The sequence below is a fragment of the Shewanella chilikensis genome (genome assembly GCF_037953065.1).
GTDB classification, from domain to species: domain Bacteria; phylum Pseudomonadota; class Gammaproteobacteria; order Enterobacterales; family Shewanellaceae; genus Shewanella; species Shewanella chilikensis.
Window position 1 is genome coordinate 4,162,881 of sequence record NZ_CP149966.1, and the last position, 19,665, is coordinate 4,182,545.

14 protein-coding genes and 4 tRNA genes are annotated in these 19,665 nt (G+C 50.4%); 12 read left to right on the forward strand and 6 right to left on the reverse strand.

From position 1 onward, the window contains the following. Positions 1-65 precede the first annotated feature (65 nt). The 6 genes from WKR14_RS18695 to WKR14_RS18720 are packed head-to-tail and all read left to right on the forward strand — an operon-like array spanning position 66 to position 8,316. On the forward strand, positions 66-2,237 hold the full coding sequence (locus WKR14_RS18695; RefSeq protein WP_101057529.1) for a type I secretion system permease/ATPase: 2,172 nt from the start codon (positions 66-68) through the stop codon (positions 2,235-2,237). 1 nt (position 2,238) lies between these two features. Further along, complete coding sequence (locus tag WKR14_RS18700; protein WP_101057531.1) at positions 2,239-3,621, forward strand: HlyD family type I secretion periplasmic adaptor subunit; 1,383 nt, start codon at positions 2,239-2,241, stop codon at positions 3,619-3,621. Positions 3,622-3,654: 33 nt separating this feature from the next. Beyond that, on the forward strand, positions 3,655-5,058 hold the full coding sequence (locus WKR14_RS18705; RefSeq protein ID WP_339087084.1) for a TolC family outer membrane protein: 1,404 nt from the start codon (positions 3,655-3,657) through the stop codon (positions 5,056-5,058). Further along, on the forward strand, positions 5,058-5,663 hold the full coding sequence (locus tag WKR14_RS18710; RefSeq protein WP_071476441.1) for an OmpA family protein: 606 nt from the start codon (positions 5,058-5,060) through the stop codon (positions 5,661-5,663). Before WKR14_RS18705 ends, WKR14_RS18710 begins: the two co-directional genes overlap by 1 nt. 17 nt (positions 5,664-5,680) lie before the next feature. Continuing rightward, positions 5,681-6,388, forward strand: a complete 708-nt coding sequence (locus WKR14_RS18715; protein ID WP_039035380.1) for a transglutaminase-like cysteine peptidase — start codon at positions 5,681-5,683, stop codon at positions 6,386-6,388. Positions 6,389-6,396: 8 nt separating this feature from the next. After that, positions 6,397-8,316: a bifunctional diguanylate cyclase/phosphodiesterase gene (locus WKR14_RS18720; protein ID WP_335922183.1), complete on the forward strand. Its 1,920-nt coding sequence runs from the start codon at positions 6,397-6,399 to the stop codon at positions 8,314-8,316. 153 nt (positions 8,317-8,469) lie between these two features. Here WKR14_RS18720 and WKR14_RS18725 read toward each other — a convergent pair. The 4 genes from WKR14_RS18725 to WKR14_RS18740 form a co-directional block, all read right to left on the reverse strand. Next, positions 8,470-8,546 (reverse strand) — tRNA-Pro (locus tag WKR14_RS18725). Between the two features lie 62 nt (positions 8,547-8,608). Next, positions 8,609-8,685, reverse strand: a tRNA-Pro gene (locus tag WKR14_RS18730). A gap of 330 nt (positions 8,686-9,015) precedes the next feature. Then, a tRNA-His gene (locus tag WKR14_RS18735) sits at positions 9,016-9,091 on the reverse strand. 41 nt (positions 9,092-9,132) lie between these two features. Next, positions 9,133-9,209, reverse strand: a tRNA-Arg gene (locus WKR14_RS18740). Between the two features lie 220 nt (positions 9,210-9,429). Here WKR14_RS18740 and WKR14_RS18745 point away from each other — a divergent pair. Continuing rightward, positions 9,430-12,084, forward strand: coding sequence for a sensor domain-containing phosphodiesterase (locus tag WKR14_RS18745; protein WP_101056943.1), 2,655 nt, complete (start codon positions 9,430-9,432; stop codon positions 12,082-12,084). 27 nt (positions 12,085-12,111) lie between these two features. On the opposite strand, the gene rep is transcribed toward WKR14_RS18745, so the two are convergent. Further along, positions 12,112-14,124 (reverse strand): DNA helicase Rep, encoded by a 2,013-nt coding sequence (gene rep, locus WKR14_RS18750; protein WP_144361372.1) that lies wholly within the window; start codon positions 14,122-14,124, stop codon positions 12,112-12,114. Between the two features lie 259 nt (positions 14,125-14,383). Between rep and ubiK the strand changes: the two genes are divergently transcribed. Next, positions 14,384-14,638, forward strand: a complete 255-nt coding sequence (ubiK, locus tag WKR14_RS18755) for a ubiquinone biosynthesis accessory factor UbiK (RefSeq protein ID WP_025010065.1) — start codon at positions 14,384-14,386, stop codon at positions 14,636-14,638. A 64-nt stretch (positions 14,639-14,702) separates the two neighbouring features. Here ubiK and WKR14_RS18760 read toward each other — a convergent pair whose 3' ends face one another. Continuing rightward, positions 14,703-15,668, reverse strand: a complete 966-nt coding sequence (locus WKR14_RS18760; RefSeq protein ID WP_335921707.1) for a DUF3187 family protein — start codon at positions 15,666-15,668, stop codon at positions 14,703-14,705. A gap of 275 nt (positions 15,669-15,943) precedes the next feature. On the opposite strand from WKR14_RS18760, the gene creD reads away from it, so the two are divergent. The 4 genes from creD to WKR14_RS18780 all read left to right on the forward strand — a co-directional run bounded on the left by creD (position 15,944) and on the right by WKR14_RS18780 (position 19,614). Next, positions 15,944-17,365: a cell envelope integrity protein CreD gene (creD, locus tag WKR14_RS18765; protein ID WP_412503957.1), complete on the forward strand. Its 1,422-nt coding sequence runs from the start codon at positions 15,944-15,946 to the stop codon at positions 17,363-17,365. Positions 17,366-17,760: 395 nt separating this feature from the next. After that, positions 17,761-18,018: a YjhX family toxin gene (locus WKR14_RS18770; RefSeq protein WP_208189717.1), complete on the forward strand. Its 258-nt coding sequence runs from the start codon at positions 17,761-17,763 to the stop codon at positions 18,016-18,018. A 10-nt stretch (positions 18,019-18,028) separates the two neighbouring features. After that, the gene (locus tag WKR14_RS18775; RefSeq protein ID WP_335921709.1) at positions 18,029-18,748 is read left to right on the forward strand and encodes an SAM-dependent methyltransferase; all 720 of its coding nucleotides are present in this window, start codon (positions 18,029-18,031) and stop codon (positions 18,746-18,748) included. Between the two features lie 23 nt (positions 18,749-18,771). Further along, complete coding sequence (locus WKR14_RS18780) at positions 18,772-19,614, forward strand: class I SAM-dependent methyltransferase (RefSeq protein ID WP_335921710.1); 843 nt, start codon at positions 18,772-18,774, stop codon at positions 19,612-19,614. The last annotated feature ends 51 nt before the right edge of the window (positions 19,615-19,665 follow it).

The window sequence follows — 19,665 nt, forward strand, 5'->3', positions numbered from 1 at the left end:
CGCAATATAGGCCGGCATGGCTGATACTAGAATTAATCATATAAAACGAAAGGATAAGTCGTTCTGTGACCGCATCCGCTTCACCTAAACCTGAACAATGGACTATCTCGGCTTCCCAGCGAGTCACTGTAGACCCTCTGCTCGATAGCCTGGTTCTATTGACAGAATACTTCGGCAGCCCCTGTTCCAGCGAGTCTCTGGCAGCAGGCCTCCCCTTGTCTTCAGCCGTTTTATCACCGGAACTGGTGCCACAGGCTGCTGCCAGGGCCGGTCTGACGGCCAAGCTTTCCCGTAAAGGCTTGAATCAGGTTACTGCCATTCAGCTGCCTTGTATTTTGCTTTTGAAAGACAAGAAAGCCTGCATTCTTCGCGAACTGGATCTGGAACAACAATATGCGGTGATCCAACTGCCGGAAACCGGCGGCGAACAACGCCTATCTATAGAAGAGTTGGAAACCCTCTATGTAGGCTATCTGTTTCTGGTGAAACAACAGTACCGTGGCGATATGGGGTTTGATGTCTATCATCATGACCACAGTAAACACTGGCTGCTGCAAACCATTAAAGACTCGGCCCCCATCTATCGTGATGCACTGATTGCCTCAATCCTGGTGAACTTGTTTGCCCTGGTTTCACCGCTGTTTATCATGAACGTCTACGATAAAGTGGTGCCCAACCTGGCGTTCGAATCACTGTGGGTTCTGGCTATCGGAGCCGGTATTGCTTATCTGTTTGATTTGGTCATGAGGCAGCTGAGAAGTTACCTTATCGATGTTGCCGGTAAGAAAGTCGACATCATAGTCTCATCGCGACTGTTCTATAAGGCAATCGGCATTCCCCTCGAAAACCGCTCGGCCAGTGTCGGTGGCATGGCGCGTCAGCTGGGTGAGTTTGACAGCATCAGGGAGATCCTCACCTCGGCAACAATAACCACGCTGGTTGATCTACCCTTTGCATTATTGTTTGTATTGATTATCTATCTGGTCGCAGGCGATCTGGCGCTAATCCCCCTTGTCGCTAGCCTCATCATCATCGGCTATACCTTGATTGTCCAACCCAGGCTCAAGACAGCTATTGAGGAAAGCAATAAATTTGCCAGCCTCAAGCATGGCCACTTGATCGAAAGTCTCGCCTCTCTGGAATCCATTAAATCCTATGGGGCAGAAGGCCTGGTACAGAAAGCCTGGCAGCAGATGATAGGTCACACGGCCAATTGGCAGTTGAGATCGAAAAAGCTTTCCAACTCAGTGGCCAATGTCGCCAACTTTGTGGTGCAGCTGACCGTCGTCAGTGTCGTTATTCTAGGGGTTTACCGGGTTGCCGATAATGATATATCCATGGGTGGGATCATTGCTGCTGTGATGCTTGCCAGCAGGGCCGTTGCGCCTATGGCACAGCTGGCTAATTTAATGACCCGAGCCAACCAAACTGCCAGCGCGCTGAGACAGCTGGATCAGATAATGACCCAGGAAGATGAATTTGAAAACAAAGGCCACCTGGTCAGCAAACAACGATTGATGGGCAAGATAGAAGCCGACGACCTCAGCTTCAGTTACCCAGGCTCGGAAAAACCTGTATTGCACCCCTTCGCCTTAAGGATCCGTCCCGGCGAGCGGATAGCCATTATCGGCCGTAACGGCAGCGGCAAGAGTACCCTGGCCAAGCTGCTGGTTGGACTATTTAAACCCAGCAACGGTAGCCTAAGGTACGATGGCATAGACAGCGCCCAGATCCACCCGAGCGATCTACGCCGTAACTTCGGCTATCTGCCACAGGATGTCACCCTGTTCCACGGTTCGGTTCGGGACAATATTCTCTTCGGCACCCGTCAGGTCACAGAACATCAGCTGATCCGAGCCGTACAGCTCTCAGGAGTCAACCTATTTACCGACTTGGAATCAGAAGGCCTGGATCAACAGGTAGGTGAAGGCGGCCATTCGCTGTCCAGAGGCCAGCGACAAACCGTGGCCTTGGCCAGAGCCATACTCAATGACCCGCCAGTGCTTTTGATGGATGAACCCACAGCCAGCCTGGATGCCAGAGCCGAGAAGCAATTCATGCGCTCTATGCATAATGTCAGCCGCGACAGAACCTTGTTGATCATCACCCATAAGATGCATCTGCTGAATCTGGTTGATCGCATCATAGTGATGGACAGAGGCCACATCATTGCCGATGGTCCCAAAGACAAGGTGCTCGAAAAGCTCAACCAAGGGCTGATGGCAGGAGGCAAGTAATATGAATAAGCACCTGACTTCTGATGACTTGGAAATGGTAGATGATGTCTACGGCGCCATGATGACAGATGCCCCCACCAGCCACAGATTGATTATCTGGTCACTGGCGGCGATGATGCTCTGCTTCCTCACCTGGGCTTATTTTGCATCCCTCGACCGAGTTACCAAGGGCACGGGTAAAGTGATCCCCTCTTCCCAGGTACAGGTCATCCAAAGTCTGGATGGCGGCATTTTGAAAGAGATGTACGTTCAGGAAGGCATGCTGGTCAAGCAAGGTGAGCCCTTGGTACGCATAGACGATACCCGTTTTCGTTCCGATGCCGCCCAGCAAGAACAAGAGGTCTACAGCCTGCAGGCCAATGTTATTCGCCTTCAGGCTGAGCTGAACAGTATCTTTATCTCGGATATGACCAACGACTGGCGCGAACAGCTCAAAATAACCAAGATCCCACTGGTATTTCCTGCCGAACTGACAGAAAAAGAGCCTGAACTGGTCAGGCGCCAACAGGAAGAATACGCCGGACGCCTGGATAACCTCAGCAACCAGGTGGAGATCCAGGCAAGACAAATTCAACAGCGGCAACAGGAAACCGAAGAGTTAACCTCGAAAATCGGCACCTTGAGCACCAGCTACCGCTTGGTCAGCCGCGAACTGGAACTGACCAAACCTTTGGCACAAAAAGGCATAGTGCCCGAGGTGGAACTGTTGAAGCTGGAACGTACAGTTAACGACATTCAAGGCGAACTGGCGACGCTCAGGGTGATGCGCCCTAAGCTCAAAGCCAACATGGATGAGGCGATACTCAAGCGCCGGGAAGCGGTATTGGTTTACGCCGCCGATTCCCGCGCACAACTCAATGAAATGCAGGCCAAGCTGGCAAGAATGAATGAGGCCCAAGTGGGAACCAAGGATAAAGTCAGCAAAGCCGTTATCACTTCACCGGTCAACGGAACCATTAAAACAATAAATATCAATACATTGGGCGGCGTTGTTCAGCCAGGTATCGATATTATGGAGATCGTCCCTTCCGAAGACCAATTGCTGATCGAAACCCGAATTTTGCCAAAGGATATCGCCTTCCTGCATCCGGGGCTGCCCGCCATAGTTAAGGTTACCGCCTATGATTTTACCCGTTACGGCGGGTTGAAAGGCACTGTGGAACAGATAAGTGCAGACACCACTCAGGATGAAGAAGGCAACAGCTTTTATTTGGTAAAAGTGCGGACCGAAGAGTCCAGTTTAATTAAAGACGATGGCACTGAGATGCCCATTATTCCCGGGATGTTGACCTCTGTTGACGTAATTACCGGGAAAAGAACTGTCCTTGAGTACATACTTAATCCCATTCTAAGGGCCAAAGAAACAGCGTTAAGAGAACGCTAGGCTCATAGTCACAATAAACCTGGAGGGTTTAGCATGAACAAGAAAGTTACTCGGCTGGTGAAACCCAGTGCCTTGGCACTGGCGATTACCGGGCTGATGTTGCCCACGGCAGGGTTTAGTCAAACCCTGGAACAAGCCGTAGCGCAAACATTGGATACCAACCCGGAACTACGACTCGCCTTTAACCGTTTCAAAGCTCGTGAAGAGCAGGTAAACCAGGCCATAGCCGGCTACATGCCAACGGTAGATATTACCGGTGGTTATGGCTATGAATACACAGACAGTCCAGCTACCCGACGCCGTTTGGCCGGCACCACGGATGATGAAATTGAACTCAAACGGGGCGAATTCGGTGTCAGCATCAAGCAGATGCTGTTCGACGGCTTCTTTACCAGCAGTGAAGTCGACAGATACAGCTTCGAAGCCAGTGCCGATCAATGGGCGCTGTTTGCCGCTGCCGAAGATATGGCGCTGGATGTCGCCAAGGTCTATATCAACTATATACGTAGCGAGCAGGTGTTGACGCTGGCAGAGAAAAACCTCAAGAGCCACCAGGACATCTACGAACAGATCAAGCAACGTACTGACTCAGGTTTAGGCTCTACCGCGGATCTATCGCAAATCACAGGTCGTCTGGCTCGCGCCAATGCCAATGTGGTATCGGCACGCAATAACTTCCTAGATGCCAAGAGTCAGTTTTTCCGCATTACTCATCAGCAACCGGAAGACTTGATAGTACCGGTTCCGGATGCCGATATGTTGCCGGTGGACGTAGACTCCAGTATCAAGATGGCCCAGGAGCACCATCCCATTCTCAAGTCGGCCGCCAGTGATATCCGCGCCGCCGAGTATGAGAAATCTTCGGCTCAATCCAACTACTACCCCAAGATCACGCTGGAAGTAGAAGGTAACATGAACAACAACCTGGACGGTGAAGATGGCTTTAGCCGGATCGCCAGCCAAAATGTCGGTGGTCACAACAATGACATTCTTGCCATGGTCAGGGTTCGTTACAACCTGTTCGCCGGTGGCCGTGATTTAGCCCGTGAAAAAGAAGCCAGCTACAAGATAGGTGAAGCGAAGGAGATCCGTGAGCGCGCCTATCGTGAAGTGGTTGAAGGCGCCAACCTTGCCTGGAACGCATACGAGTTCCTGGGACCACAGAAGCAGTATATTCGCGATCATGTCATTGCCGCTAAAGACACTCAAGTCGCCTACTCACAGCAATTCAACCTGGGTCAGCGTACCCTGCTCGACTTGCTGGATACCGAGAATGAGCTGTTTGAAGCCAGGAAAGACTATCTGACCGCCGAGTATGACGAAGTGATTGCCAAATACCGCGTACTCAATGCCACAGGACAACTACTCGACTCGCTGAGAGTCACTCGCCCCGATGTATGGAAAGGGGAGCGTGAATATGAAGGAGGAGTTAAATAATGAAACTCTTTATCACACTGCTTAGCGTCGCCATACTGGCGGGTTGCTCAATGCGCGACACTGTATCCATGGATCAGCCAACAGCTCAGGTCAACGACCTCAATGATCATGACAGAGACGGTGTTATCGAGGCCCGTGAACGCTGCTCAGGTACTGTCGAAGGTGCCAACATTGATAACTATGGTTGTGGTAAGATCAAGCCTATCAATGAGCGTTCCGAGTTGAAGATACTCTTTGCCAACGATTCCTTCTACATAGATCCTCAGTATTATGATCAAATTGGTGTCATTGCTGACTTTATGAAGCAATATCCCAGCACCAAAGTGACCATCGAAGGGCACTGTAGCCGTACCGGTAGCTATGATCACAACCTGAAGCTATCGCAAAATCGGGCAAATGCCGTAACCAAAGTGCTGGAAGATCAATTCGGCATTACCGCCGATAGACTAACCGCAGTAGGTTACAGCTACGATAAACCTGTAGATCCAACAGACACTCAGTTGGCCCACAAACGTAACCGCCGGGTTATCGCCGAGGTAACAGGCGAGGATACTATGGCCGATATGAAGTGGAACATCTACACTGTGGATCAAGAAGTGAAATAGGACCTTGATATCCCCATATGACAGGCAGGCTCAACCAGTATTCACTGCTCAGAAGGGTCTGCCATTACACAGTACTGGCATCGACTCTGGCCGTGTCATGCCTGTACGCCGCATCCACCCAACAGCTAGACGCCAACAGCATTACCAAAACGCTGGAATCACGTTATGGCGAGCGGGCTGGCCTCAGGGCCAGAGCCTGGTTCAAGATACTGGACGAGGCACAAGGGTTGGACGATATGGGAAAAATCACCAAGGTAAACAACTTCTTTAACCTGTTTCGCTTTGTAGATGATAGCAAACTCTGGGGGATGGCTAATTACTGGGCCACCCCTTTGGAGTTTATCGGAGTAAATGGCGGTGACTGTGAAGACTTCTCCATCGCCAAATACTTCACGCTGCTGCAGTTGGGCATCCCTGAAGACAAGATGCGCATCACTATGGTTAAAGCAACCAGTGTTAATCAGTACCATATGGTGCTGGCCTATTATGAGACGCCCTCCTCTGTCCCTCTTATTCTGGACAACCTGGATCGCGAGCTCAAACCGGCAACACAACGTGGAGATCTGATCCCCGTATACAGCTTTAACGGTAAACAATTGTGGCTAAACAAAGAGAAAGGACGCGGTGTATTAGCAGGATCATCCGCTCGCTTGGAAAAGTGGAATGACCTGAGACACAGATTAGGGGCTGATCGCTTGCGTCAGCCAAAATTAAAACTGGAGTAGCTACAGCAATGACACTGTTTCGACAGATATACTCGTTACTGTTTGGGCTGTTTCTCTTGGTTGTCGCCAGTGTGGGCTATGTGCAATTCAATGAGACCCAGAACTTTCTAACCGAGCAGATGGAGTCGGACCTCAATAATGTCAGCCATTCATTGGGATTGATGTTGGTTCCGTCACTGGAAGCCGGTGATCTCGCCACCGCAGAAACCATGGTTAATGTCATCTTCGAGGGAGGCTATTACCAACAGGTGAAGCTAACTTGGCTGGTTGATGGCAAACAGCAGGTCTGGAATAACAATATTCGCATCGAAGATGTTCCCCAATGGTTTATCAATCTGGGGATCTTTACCCCTTTGCGTAAAGAAAGCACCATTACTTCAGGTTGGCTGCAACTGGCCAAACTGGAAATTACCGCTCACCCTGGGTTTGGTTATCACGAACTGTGGCGCATTATGAGCCATACCTTAATAGCCTTTTCAATTCTATTTTTGGTCGCCATATTGTTTGCGCGCCTGGGCCTGACATGGATCCTCAGTCCACTGCACTCCATTGCCGAACACGCCAAAAGCATTGCCAAACGGGAATTCGGCCCGGATATGCCGCTGCCTAAAACCCTGGAACTCAGGGATGTAGTCAACGCTTTTAACAGCATGTCAGCCCAGCTGAAGAAAATTTTCAGTTCTCTGGATGAAGAAGTCACTGCACTCAGGAAAAAGAATCTGGTGGATCAGGTATCCAACCTGCCTAATCGTCAATATATGATGGGCCGCGTTGGCGGTTGGCTAGGTGAACCCGGCAGCGGCGCTCTGATGATGGTCAAGTTCGACTGGCTCGAAGAAGTCCACAGCAAGTATGGCTATCAGGTACGGGACGAAACCATCAAGCTGCTTTCAGAAAAACTGCAGCATGAGTTGGGCGAAATCTGTGAATCTGTCATTGCCCGTATCGCCGCCTATGAATTTGCTTTCTTGATCACCAATGTTGAACGTGAACAACTGAGTAAGTATCTACAAACCCTGATCCGTACAACCAACCAGGAAATGGTCAAGGCGGGTTGTAAGCCCAATGAAGATTACGCCATAGGTATTGCCGAACGTATCGGGCAGATGACCAGTTCCGAGCTGCTGGCGCGCTCGGATAACGCCCTGCAAATCGCCCTCAAGGAAGGCAAGGTTTATCACTGGTTGGAGACCAACGAACAGCAGTTGTTCAGTCGTGAGCAGTGGCGCGATAAGCTTACCGACGCAATTAACCGCAAACAATTCCGTTTCCGTTGGCAAGCTGTGCACTATCAAGGATCTAACAATATACTGCAGCGGGAACTTTTCTGTCAGTTACAAATAGGTGACAAACTGGTGCATGCAGGCCAGTTCATGCCTTATGTTGAGCTACTGTCTCTGGGTAGCTTACTCGACCACTGCCTGATTGAAAAGATCAGTGAAGATGAGTTGCTGGAGAAGAATGCCGAAGCCATTGCGGTTAACCTCACCCATCACAGCATCAGTGACCCCAAGTTCCATGAATGGCTCAATCACTTCCTGCGTAACTGTCGCCATGCAAACCGTTTGGCCTTTGAATTACCGGAAGCCGCCATCTATACCGATATTGACGCCTGTCAGGCGCTGTGCACCATAATTCGCGACAATGGTGCCAGTATAGGAATAGACCACTTCGGCCGTCAGTTCGGCTCCATGTCTTATCTGCAAAGCCTGCGGCCGGCTTACGTCAAGCTGGACCAATCCTTTGCACAATATGATGAAAACCAGCACAACAGCGAACTGTGCCGCGCACTGGTGAACGTGGCCCGAGGGCTGGAAATCGATGTGATAGTGACAGGTATTCAAGAGAAAGGTCAGTTGGAGCGCTTTACGCCACTCAAGACTCAAGCATACCAAGGCTTTATTTCACCGCCGGTGAATGTTGAGTAACTGACATAGGGCTCCCTCCGGGGAGCCTTTGTTTTAGGCGAAGCCGTCGAGACAAGGAAGCCCCAAGACACTCGTGCCCCCTGAGGATGAAAACAGGAAGGCTTTGAATGCTAAAAACAAAAAGCCCCTGATTTCTCAGGGGCTTAAATGTTTTGGTCGGTGATAGAGGATTCGAACCTCTGACCCTCTGCTCCCAAAGCAGATGCGCTACCAGGCTGCGCTAATCACCGAAATACTGTGTTGCTGAATACTTCCCAGCTTTTACCTGACTTGCAGTCAGATAAATCAAATTTGGTCGGTGATAGAGGATTCGAACCTCTGACCCTCTGCTCCCAAAGCAGATGCGCTACCAGGCTGCGCTAATCACCGAAATACTGTGTTGCTGGTTACCTTTGCAAGTAGAGGGTCACCCTCTGCTCCGCTCTAGTTTCCAAACCGGGATGCGCAACCAGGCTACGCTAATCACCGAAATACTGTGTTGCTGGTTACCTTTGCAAGTAGAGGGTCACCCTCTGCTCCGCTCTAGTTTCCAAACCGGGATGCGCAACCAGGCTACGCTAATCACCGAAATACTGTGTTGCTGGTTACCTTTGCAAGTAGAGGGTCACCCTCTGCTCCGCTCTAGTTTCCAAACCGGGATGCGCTACCAATTGCGCTTATCACCGTAAGATTTGAAGCTGACTCGCTTCACGAAAGAAGTGGGGTGACTGATGGGACTTGAACCCACGACAACCGGAATCACAATCCGGGGCTCTACCAACTGAGCTACAATCACCACTGATATTTCTTTCACTGACTGGCGCGTTTGAATCAAACTGGTGCGCCCAGAAGGATTCGAACCCTCGGCCTCACCCTCCGGAGGGGTGCGCTCTATCCAGCTGAGCTATGGGCGCCCGCCGTGTCAGCGCCGCATATAGTAGGAGGATTTCCCCTCCGCGTCTACACCTGATTTGCTTTTTTTCGGTTGTTTGCTCAAGTTTTGACTGAAACAGTACAACAAATATCCGACACCAGCCAAAAAATTGACTTGGATAATACTGTCTTTCGTGTTATTTGTATCCTTTGATTAAAAACCATACAAAGATATCATCATTTTGTTCCTCGGCGGATAACATGTTTAGGGATGACGCTTTCCATCAGCATTCGGCTCTGGAAATCTCAAGATTAAATAAACGAGTTGCCAGACTTAGACGTCTGGCGGCCAAATATAAACGAGCCGAAGCCACCCAAAATGCACTGCTGGAAATCTCCAATATTGCCAACAAGGCTACCTCTATGGAGAACTTCTATCAGGGGATGCACCAGTGCCTCAAACAATTGATCCCGGCCGACAACTTTTATATCTCCCTGCTCGATGCCCAGAAACAACATCTTGAGCTACCATTTTTCTCCGATGAAAAAGACTCACACCCTTCTGAACTCTATCCGGAACAAGAGCTGTCTGAAATTTTGACTCAAGGTCTCACCGGCTATGTGTTGCGAACCGCCACCCCCCTGCTTTGTGACGAACATAAGGCAAAAGAATTGGCCGATGCCGGCGAAATCATGGCTCTAGGTTCATCCTGTCACCAATGGCTTGGGGTGCCCATAATGCAAAATGACAGAGCTATTGGTGTCTTGGCGGTACAGAGCTACAATCCCGCCAGTTCCTACGGCGAGATGGAGCTTGAATTGATGGCTTTTATTAGTCATCACATCGCAGGAGTCATGGAACGGTTACGGCATCATGAGCAACTTGAACAAGCCATCACCCAAAGAACCCAGGAGCTGAGCCAAGCCTATGGCAAACTAAAACAGGAAGTCTATGAGAGACGCCGAGCCGAGAGACTACAAAAGTCCCTGTTTGAGATAACCGAACTATCTTCCTCCAACTTGGATGATCGCGAGTTTTATACCGAGCTGCACCGGGTTCTCTGTCATTTGCTACCAGCCAACAACTGTTACATAGCGCTGCTGGATGAAACCGCAACTAAGCTGCACTTTCCCTTCTATGTTTCTCAACTCAATGATCCCGCCCCCAAGTGTCGTCCCTTGATGGATGGACTGGTGGAATACCTACTCAGGTTAAAACGTCCTGTGTTGCTGGATCAAAGCGATATCCAATCTCTGGTGTGCACCAAAGAGATTTACAGCAAGGCACCTGAACTGAATCAAACACAGAACATGCACCAGTGGATCGGCGTGCCGTTATTTATTCAGGACAAAATTGCCGGTGCCCTGACTATCTATAGTTTCAGCATGCATCAGAACTACCAGTTCAAGGATCTTGAGCTGCTGACTTTTGTGTCGCAGCATATCGCCACGGCCATCGAACGTAAGCTGGCGACAGAGGCGCTGAAACGTAGCAAAGAAGCACTGGAAGAAAAGATTCTGGAACGCACCCGTGAACTGGCCACCACCAACCAAGAGTTACAGAAAGAGATCTGCCAGCGCCGTAAGGCCGAGCAGCAACTGCTACACGACGCCAAACATGATGGCCTGACGGGTCTACCCAATAGGCTGATGTTTATGGAACGATTGAACCAGGCAGTTAAACATAATCGCCGTCATCTACAAGATAAATTCGCACTCTTGTTCGTCGATCTCGACCGTTTCAAATTGATTAACGATACCCTGGGGCATCTGGAAGGCGACAAGTTTCTGGTGGAGACCGCCATTCGCCTGAAGTTTTGTATTCGCGACAATGACACTCTCGCCCGTCTGGGCGGGGATGAATTTGTGATTTTGCTGGACGGGTTACGCACAACCGACGATGCCAAAGAAGTCGCCGAGCGGATCCTCAAAGAACTGTCACGCCCTTATGAGCTGGCCGATAAACAGTTCAACTCAGGCGCCAGTATCGGCATAGCCGTCAGCGGCCATCACAGGGATGACACCAGTGAGTCCATTCTGCGAGATGCCGACACCGCCATGTACATGGCCAAAACCCGCGGCAAGGGTTGCTATGTGGTATTTGATGAAAAATCCCATCAGCAATTGATGCAGGACGTAAGCCTGGAAAATGAGTTGAGAACCGCCCTGGATACCCAGCAAATCCAGCTCAGTTACTTTCCGGTGCAAGACCTCAAGACAGGGCAGCTTCAAGCCCTGGATGTGCGTCTGTATTGGCCCCATCCACAACACGGTAAAATCAAACAACAACAGCTTGCCAACTTGGCAGAGCAAGCCAACTTACAGCTGGAGCTGGACAGATACGCAATAGAAGCGCTGAACAGTGAACTTCCCAAGCTGCAACTCAATTCAGGCACCAAGTTACATCTGGCCATATGTAGCCAGCACCTCAAGCATAAACATGCACTTCGCAGCCTGAAAAACTGCCTGAGAAACTGCCAGTTCCCGCTTACCGACCTATGTTTGTTCTTCAACGAACAAGCTTTGGCCCGGGATCTGGAAAGCCATATTAACGGCTTTGAGGTACTTAAACGCTTGCAGGTCACTCTGGGGATCACAGGCTATGGCAGTGGTTACAGCCCTTTGGTCAGCCTATCTTTTCTGCCGGTGAATGTGCTGAGACTGGATGCCAGCTTAGTCTCGCATCTGCAAAGCCCACATCATAGACGTTTACTCAAAGCAATAAACCTAAGTGCAGGCGCATTGGAACTTGAGCTGGTATTGGATGGTATCAATACCCAAGAGCAAAAGCAGCAACTGGCACAAATGGGCTTTAACTCAGGCCAGGGACAAGCTCTTGGGAATCGCTTGAACCCCGTCAGCAGCAAGGGGAACAGCACCAAGCCCATAGATACGGCAACCCAAGTTTGCGCCTAAGCCGTGTTTTGAAACCGGCTCTAACCCTTACTTCTTGAACATATCCCGTAGGTTGGCAATATTGGCCTTGCCGGTTTCCATCCTTTGCTGCTCACTCTGCTGCGGCTTGCGGTTTTCCCAGATAAGGTCGTCCTGAGGCAGTTCCATCAAGAAGCGGCTGGGTTCGCAACGCATGGTTTCACCGAATTGACGTCGCTCACGACAGAGCATAAACCACAGTTCCTTTTGAGCCCGAGTGATGCCAACATAAGCCAGACGCCGCTCTTCATCGACATTGTCTTCATCTATACTGGTTTGATGCGGCAAAATCCGCTCTTCCACTCCCACCATAAACACATAGGGGAACTCCAGCCCCTTGGAGGCGTGCAGCGTCATCAATTGCACCTGATCGCCGCTCTCATCCTCATTGTTTCTTTCCATCATGTCTCTGAGCGTAAGCCTATTGACCACTTCAGGCAGGCTCATGGGCTCATCCAGATCGTCACCGGCCAGCATCTCGGTCACCCAGCGATACAGTTCGGAGATGTTCTTCATCCGCATCTCGGCGGCCTTGGCGCTGGTGCTGGTCTCATAGAGATAATCTTCGTAGTTGATCTTGCGGATCAACTGCTTGATGGCATCAACGCCCTCACCGCGCTGAGCTATTTCACCGGTATCGACGATGAAGCGACCAAACTCATACAGTGATCCCATGGCCGCCGGAGGCAGATGATGATTCAATTCAGGAGCAAAAATCGCCTCGAACATGGAGATATGTTTCTGATTGGCAAAATTCCCGAGTTTTTCCAGGGTTGCCGGGCCAATCCCGCGCTTGGGCAGGTTAACGATACGCAGGAAAGCGTTATCGTCATCCGGATTCACCACCAAGCGCAGATAGGCCATGATGTCCTTGATTTCGGCTCTGGCAAAGAATGAGGTGCCACCGCTGAGCTTATAGGGGATACGGTTGGTCATCAGCGCCCGTTCCAGCAAGCGGGACTGGTGATTCCCGCGATAGAGAATGGCGTATTCCCCATAGCTGGTCTTGCCCATAAACTTGTGACGAATGATTTCGGCCACTACCCGCTCCGCTTCCTGCTCTTCGTTGGCGGCAAACAGTACCCGCAGCGGCTCACCATAGGCCAGCTCACTGAACAGCGATTTATCATACACATGGGGGTTGTTGGCGATCAGAATATTGGCCGCCCGCAATATTCGCTGACTGGAGCGATAGTTTTGTTCCAGCTTGATAAGCTTGAGCTCGGGAAAATCTTTACCCAGCAGCACCAGGTTTTGCGGCTTGGCACCGCGCCAGGAGTAGATAGACTGGTCGTCATCGCCCACGACAGTAAAACGCGCCCGCTCACCCACCAGCAATTTAACCAGTTCATACTGGCTGGTGTTGGTATCCTGATATTCATCCACCAGCAGGTAACGGATCCGCGCCTGCCAACGGGCCCTGACATCGGTGTTATGCCGCAGCAATAGGGTTGGCAACAGAATAAGGTCGTCAAAGTCCAGCGCATTGTAAGCCTTCATATGCTGGGCATAACGCTGATACAAGAGTGCAAACAGTTGCTCCTGTTCACCCTTGGCTATCTTGCGGGCGTGATCCGGGATCACTAAGCCCCCCTTCCAATTGGAGATCATGGTCGCCAGCGCCCGCAGCAGATCTTTATCCTCCTGCAGCTCATCCTGGGTCAGCTCTTTGAGTAGCGCCAAGGTGTCCTGATCGTCAAACAGAGAGAAGCCGGCCTTTAGACCCAATGTCTTGTGTTCACGCTTGATAATTTCCAACCCCAGAGTATGAAAGGTAGAAATCCACAGCCCTCTGGCTTCCTTGCGCCCCATGGATTGAGCCACCCGCTCTTTCATCTCCCGCGCCGCCTTATTGGTAAAGGTTACTGCGGCAATATGCTTAGCCTGATAACCACACTTCTGCACCAGGTGGGCTATCTTGTTGATAATAACCCGGGTCTTGCCACTACCGGCGCCAGCCAATACCAGGCAGGGACCGGAAACATAATGGACGGCTTCATTCTGGGCAGGATTGAGCTTCATGGGTTATCTATATCTCACACAAGGACACTCTAGAGGCAGGGATCATACCAGAATCAGTGCCAGAGACAGCCCCAAAATCCCATTAGGGATACTTCTTGCAAAGGACTTGGGCCACTTGCTACAAACCACTCCTTGCATCCAGGTTTGTAAGCCGACACAGAGCACACATGGGACGGGTTCGCATCTCCCTTAGGTTAGCCTTGGGTTCAATGCAGCCTATAAGTTACAATCAGTTAAAACCTGCCAGTGGATTAAAGAGATGATCAACCCCAAGAAAATCGAAGAAATGGCCAAACAGCTGAGCGAAAACCTGCCTTCAGGGCTGAAGCAATTTGCCGGTGAGTTTGAAGAACGCAGCAAGCAAGTACTGCAACACCAGTTGCTGAAACTGGATCTGGTCTCCCGGGAAGAGTTTGAAGTCCAGCAGCACGTGTTACTGAAAACCAGAGAAAAATTGGAAGCCCTGCAGGCCAGAGTCGAAGCGCTGGAAGCCAAGGCTGAGCAGGCCGAGTAATATATCTCCCCCCAAGAATAGATAAGGCCGTTCGAAAGCGGCCTTATGTTTTAACACGGCTAAATTAGAGCATATGCCGATAGCCCAGAGTAAAGGCGATATCCGTGCTGTTATCCATGTTGAGGAAGTTTTCAATCACAGTGAACTCTATAGCACTGCGGTCCAAATAATAGCGGTAGCCCAGCACAGCTTCATTTGAAGCTTCAGAGAAGTCATCATCCGCTTCTGTCATTCCTTCGTACCTGTGATACTCCAGCATCCAGCCATGGCGACCGACACGGTATTCATAACCCAGCCCTAACATCAAAGCATTGGACTTATAAGGCATGTCAGACAACACCTCTTCGTCCTCACGGAAACTCAAGCCAAGTGTTGAATGGAAATTATGCCGTCCGTTGCGATAGCTGTAATTCAGCTGCAACGCCTGCTCAAAGTTTTCATTGGCGAAAGAACCGGACCCTACATAGTTGTAATACAGGCTTCCCCCAACGGACAGGCCATGGTGCTCATTCTGCAGCAACTGATACCCGAGATAAATATTGAAGGCATTGTTTAGGGTCTCACCACCAAAATCGCTGATATTCACATTATGTTGCTTGGAGTAGATCTGGTTCTGATTTCGCGGCTGATGGTCGCGACCATTCTGGTCAAAACCGAAAGCATCATGAAACCACATTGTCAGTGAATCCAAATGGTTGTTACCACTGAAACGCCAAGTATAGTTGGCGTCCAACATCCAACGGTCATCGATTTGCCACTTGAGACCACCTGTTAGAGAGTTGTGATAATAGTCAGCCAGATAATCTTCTGTCTCGGCCCAGACACTGGCCATATTACCGGTCAGATACCACTCTTTTTGTCCCTCGGCCATAGAGAAGCCAGAGCGCAACATAGGGGTCAGGCTACTGGACTGCAGAGGAGACTGGGCATAGACCTTGAGCGGCCCATAGTCGTCAAAATCGGCCAGTTCAGCATGCAGGGGCAGACTGAAAAAAATCGGCAACCAACAAGCTTTGGAGAAATATTTCATAAGAATCATCATACCAATTCACATAGGCGGTTATTTTAAATGACTGCAGCATCGATTCACACTCATTATAGATGATTCAATCATGACCACATTGTCACAATAAATGTGACAGTGAAACCATTCACTTGTCGGCGTTATTCAAGTAAACCTCATTCAATATTGCTCCAATTTGGTATGGCATAATTTTGCCACTATTGATCAGTGACTTGTCATGATATCTCCAGCCAAATCTGCTTTAATGCTGCCACGAGTAGGTTAAAGGAACATACCTCATGATATTTCAAATTATCCTCATACTAATAGCGCTGGCCTTGCTTGGAGCCATAGGTTTCGGGGCTTATCTACTGCTGAAAAGCCTAATGAAGAAACAAAGTAGTCAAACAGCGCTGCCTCAGTTCAAATCCAAATTAACTCTTAAGCTATTTGCAGTAGCCATAGTGGGTCTGTTGTCATTGATCCCGCTAGGAATGATCCAGGATCTCAGCCAGGACAGAGAAAGCCTCTATCGCCAAGTAGTGCGCGAGATCGGCCATACCTGGGGAGATGCCCAAACCTTGGCCGGTCCGGTTTTGGTACTGCCATTTCGCTACGAAGTGATCTCCGACAACAATATCGACGGCAAACAACACCGTAGTCGTCAGGTCTACAGCGATGAACTCTTGATCCTGCCCAAAGGCATAACGCTGGATGCCGGTCTGCAGCACGAATTCCGCCATCGCGGCATCTATCAGTCACTCGTGTATCTGGGACAAGTCAAAGGTCGGGCCAACTTCGAATTGCCCAAGGTCAATATCCCCGGCCTACTCGGCTTTGACTATAACCAGGCCCGGCTGGTGTTTGGCGTTTCAGCCAACCAGGCTATTGAGACTGTCAGTCATTTTAATCTGGCTGGTGAGCAGGGCATCCCCAGCTTGATGTCAGGTACAGGGTTGGATAACACAGGCGGCCTTAGCCGCGGCTTTCATCGCACCATAGCGCTGGATCCGAGACAAGGTGAATACCAACTGACATTCCAGCTCAGCCTCAGGGGTTCTGAAGGCTTGGAGGTACTGCCACTGGCAGAACTGAGCCAGATAGATATCCATGCCGATTGGCCACATCCCAGCTTCCAGGGTTACCTACCCGCCAGCCGTAATCTCAGCACTGAAGGTTTTGATGCCAACTGGCAAATAAGCCATCTGAGTCGTAACTTTCCTCAGGTGTTCCGAGCCAGTGATGGCCGGGATCTCACAGAGATCAGTGCCAGTGTTACCCTATTCGAACCCGTGACTCACTACGGCAAGATAGAACGTTCGCTCAAGTACGGCATACTCTTTATTTTGCTGACCTACATACTGCTGCTGATCTTCGAGCTGGGTAACAAGTCACGCCTCAGCGCAGTACAGTATCTGATGGTGGGTGGCGCCATGTGCCTCTTCTATCTATTGATGCTGTCGCTGTCGGAACACCTGCTGTTTTTAACCGCTTATCTGGTAGCCGCTGCGGTTCCCCTGCTCAGCATTCCGCTTTATGTCGCCAGCGCCAGTGGCAGTCGGCGCCAGGGAGCTATAGTTGCGGCCATGCTGGCAAGTCTCTACGGTGTACTCTACTCCATACTCCAGCTGGAAGATTATGCCCTCTTGATGGGAACCGGATTACTGGTACTGATAATGATGATACTCATGTACCTCACCCGCCACCAACAAATCGAGGAGTAGTTCCCGCGCGACCTAACGTAAGAGTTGAGCCCAGCAGCAAATATGCAAAGGCGCTCAGATAAACGAATAAATCCACGTTTACCTGAGCGCCTTTCAACTCAAAGCATGAGGTTCATCAGTGACCTAGTATTGCCGTTACAACCCTGTACAAACAACAGCCTAAAATCACAGTTCCCCAACCGGCTGATTTACATCTAACATCCTTAGTGGTAAAAATTGAGCGGTAAACCTACTTTCAACTCTCATTGAGGCATTGATGCTGGAGATTGTAATCATCAGATAATCAGTTAACTGACCTTCCAAGGCCGGTCTGATTATCAATGCGCGTAAATCAAAGGTGGACACTGACAAGTGCCCGCATGTTTTGCTCATGATGATTATCGAGTTTTTCCAGTATGAATATATCCCGTCAGGAACAACGTACCCTGCACGTCCTCGCCAAAGGCGGACGCATTTGTTATTTCCGCGACACTTCAGGTCGCGTCACAGCCGTTGAATGTTATAGCCGCGAAGGGCTTGTTCTTTGCGACTGTACCCTCGCCATTTTCAAAAAACTCAAAGCCAAAAAACTGATCAAATCTGTCAAAGGTCAGCCCTATCGCATAACCACGGCCGGCTTGCACAATGTGCGCGCCCAACTGGACAAGCGTTGAGGAAAGAAAGATGAATACACTATTTTCCCGTGACTATATCAACAGCAACATGATAGGCCCCAACGCCCTGCTGCTGGCCGAAGAAGTCTGCCGGTCACTGCAACTGCAACCAGGGATGCGGGTGCTGGACTTGGCCTGTGGCACAGGCATGACTTCCATCTATCTGGCGAAGGCCTTCAACCTCGAAGTCACCGCCATGGATCTTTGGATAGCGGCCGAAGACAACCAGGCAAGATTCAAGGCCGCAGGCCTGGAAGACAGGATCACGGCGGTAAACTTTGACGTAACCCAGATGCGGCCGGGACATGCCCCATTTGCAGAAAACAGTTTTGATGCCGTCTTGTCCATCGATGCCTACCACTACTTTGGTGCCAGTTCAGCGTTTTTTGACACCCACCTCGCCCCTTTCATCAAGCCGGGCGGCCAGGTCGCCATAGTGGTGCCCGGGCTGAAAAAGCCATTTCCGCAGCAGCAAAACGTTGCCCCTGAGCTGGCCCCCTGGTGGCAGCCCGGGATGAACTTTTTCACCGTCGATTGGTGGATGCAACTCTGGCAACAGAGCGCATTTTTACAGTTGGAGCTGTGCGAAGAGAGCGGGCAGTGCACCCAGGCATGGCAGGAGTGGTTGGCATGCGACAACCCTTATGCCGTACGGGATCGCGAGATGATGGCCGCCGAAAACGGCCAATGGTTCAACTTTACCAAAATGACAGGCCGCATACACAAGTAAGCTTTAGAAAAGCAAGGAAATGTATGAATATCAATAAGCTAATCAGCCAGCATTTGCCAATAAGGCTGTTGCCGAACGAAAGCAAAATTCCCTGGAATGATGCCGATTTCAGCCAGCGAATGCTGGAAAACCACCTCTCCCAGGAGCACGATTGGGCCAGTAGAAAACTGGCGGTGATTGAGCGCCAGGTAGATTGGCTCTGCAGCCAGCTGGTTCCTGGCGCACAAGTGCTGGATCTGGGCTGTGGCCCCGGCTTTTACACTCAATTGCTGGCAAAACGCGGTTTTTGCTGCACCGGCGTCGACTTCTCACCAGCCTCTATAACCTACGCCCAACAACAAGCGCAGACGGCTGGACTGAATATCGACTATCAACTGCTGGATGTCAGAAGCTACCGGCCGACCAAGAAGTTTGACTTCATCATGATGACCTTCGGTGAGCTGAATGTTTTCAGCGCAGCGGATGCCAAGAGTTTACTCAAGCATTGTGCAAACTGGCTGATGCCGAATGGCAAACTTCTTGTGGAAGTACACAGCTTTGATGAAGTCAAACGGCAGGGACAGGCAGAGCCAAGCTGGCAAAGGCAGTCACAGGGCCTATTTCTCGATGCTCCCCACCTGCTACTGACGGAGCATGCTTGGGACGAGGCATTCCAAATCAGTTCCACACTGTTTTGGGTGATTGAAGAAAACGGCAAGGTGACGCGATTCGGCAGCCGGATGCAGGCTTGGCAAGATGGGGAATATCTGCAGCTGTTAAACGAGTGCGGCTTCAACAAGATTCAGCAAATAGACACTGCAGTGTGGCCCAGCAGCAATACCTTTGAGGGCAAGCTCTACACACTAATGGCATGCTACAAGGCATAACCTGAGTCCGTTTGAAAGAGGAAGGTGTTAAGGTTTAAGGTACCTTCCTCT

Bases quoted from the DNA above. Each gene is read 5' to 3' on its own strand.
- WKR14_RS18705 (WP_339087084.1), top strand. From the start codon at position 3,655: ATGAACAAGAAAGTTACTCGGCTGGTGAAACCCAGTGCCTTGGCACTG.
- WKR14_RS18700 (WP_101057531.1), top strand. From the start codon at position 2,239: ATGAATAAGCACCTGACTTCTGATGACTTGGAAATGGTAGATGATGTC.
- WKR14_RS18720 (WP_335922183.1), top strand. From the start codon at position 6,397: ATGACACTGTTTCGACAGATATACTCGTTACTGTTTGGGCTGTTTCTC.
- WKR14_RS18780 (WP_335921710.1), top strand. From the start codon at position 18,772: ATGAATATCAATAAGCTAATCAGCCAGCATTTGCCAATAAGGCTGTTG.
- WKR14_RS18760 (WP_335921707.1), bottom strand. From the start codon at position 15,668: ATGAAATATTTCTCCAAAGCTTGTTGGTTGCCGATTTTTTTCAGTCTG.
- WKR14_RS18745 (WP_101056943.1), top strand. From the start codon at position 9,430: ATGTTTAGGGATGACGCTTTCCATCAGCATTCGGCTCTGGAAATCTCA.
- ubiK (WP_025010065.1), top strand. From the start codon at position 14,384: ATGATCAACCCCAAGAAAATCGAAGAAATGGCCAAACAGCTGAGCGAA.
- WKR14_RS18775 (WP_335921709.1), top strand. From the start codon at position 18,029: ATGAATACACTATTTTCCCGTGACTATATCAACAGCAACATGATAGGC.
- rep (WP_144361372.1), bottom strand. From the start codon at position 14,124: ATGAAGCTCAATCCTGCCCAGAATGAAGCCGTCCATTATGTTTCCGGT.
- WKR14_RS18710 (WP_071476441.1), top strand. From the start codon at position 5,058: ATGAAACTCTTTATCACACTGCTTAGCGTCGCCATACTGGCGGGTTGC.
- WKR14_RS18770 (WP_208189717.1), top strand. From the start codon at position 17,761: ATGAATATATCCCGTCAGGAACAACGTACCCTGCACGTCCTCGCCAAA.
- WKR14_RS18715 (WP_039035380.1), top strand. From the start codon at position 5,681: ATGACAGGCAGGCTCAACCAGTATTCACTGCTCAGAAGGGTCTGCCAT.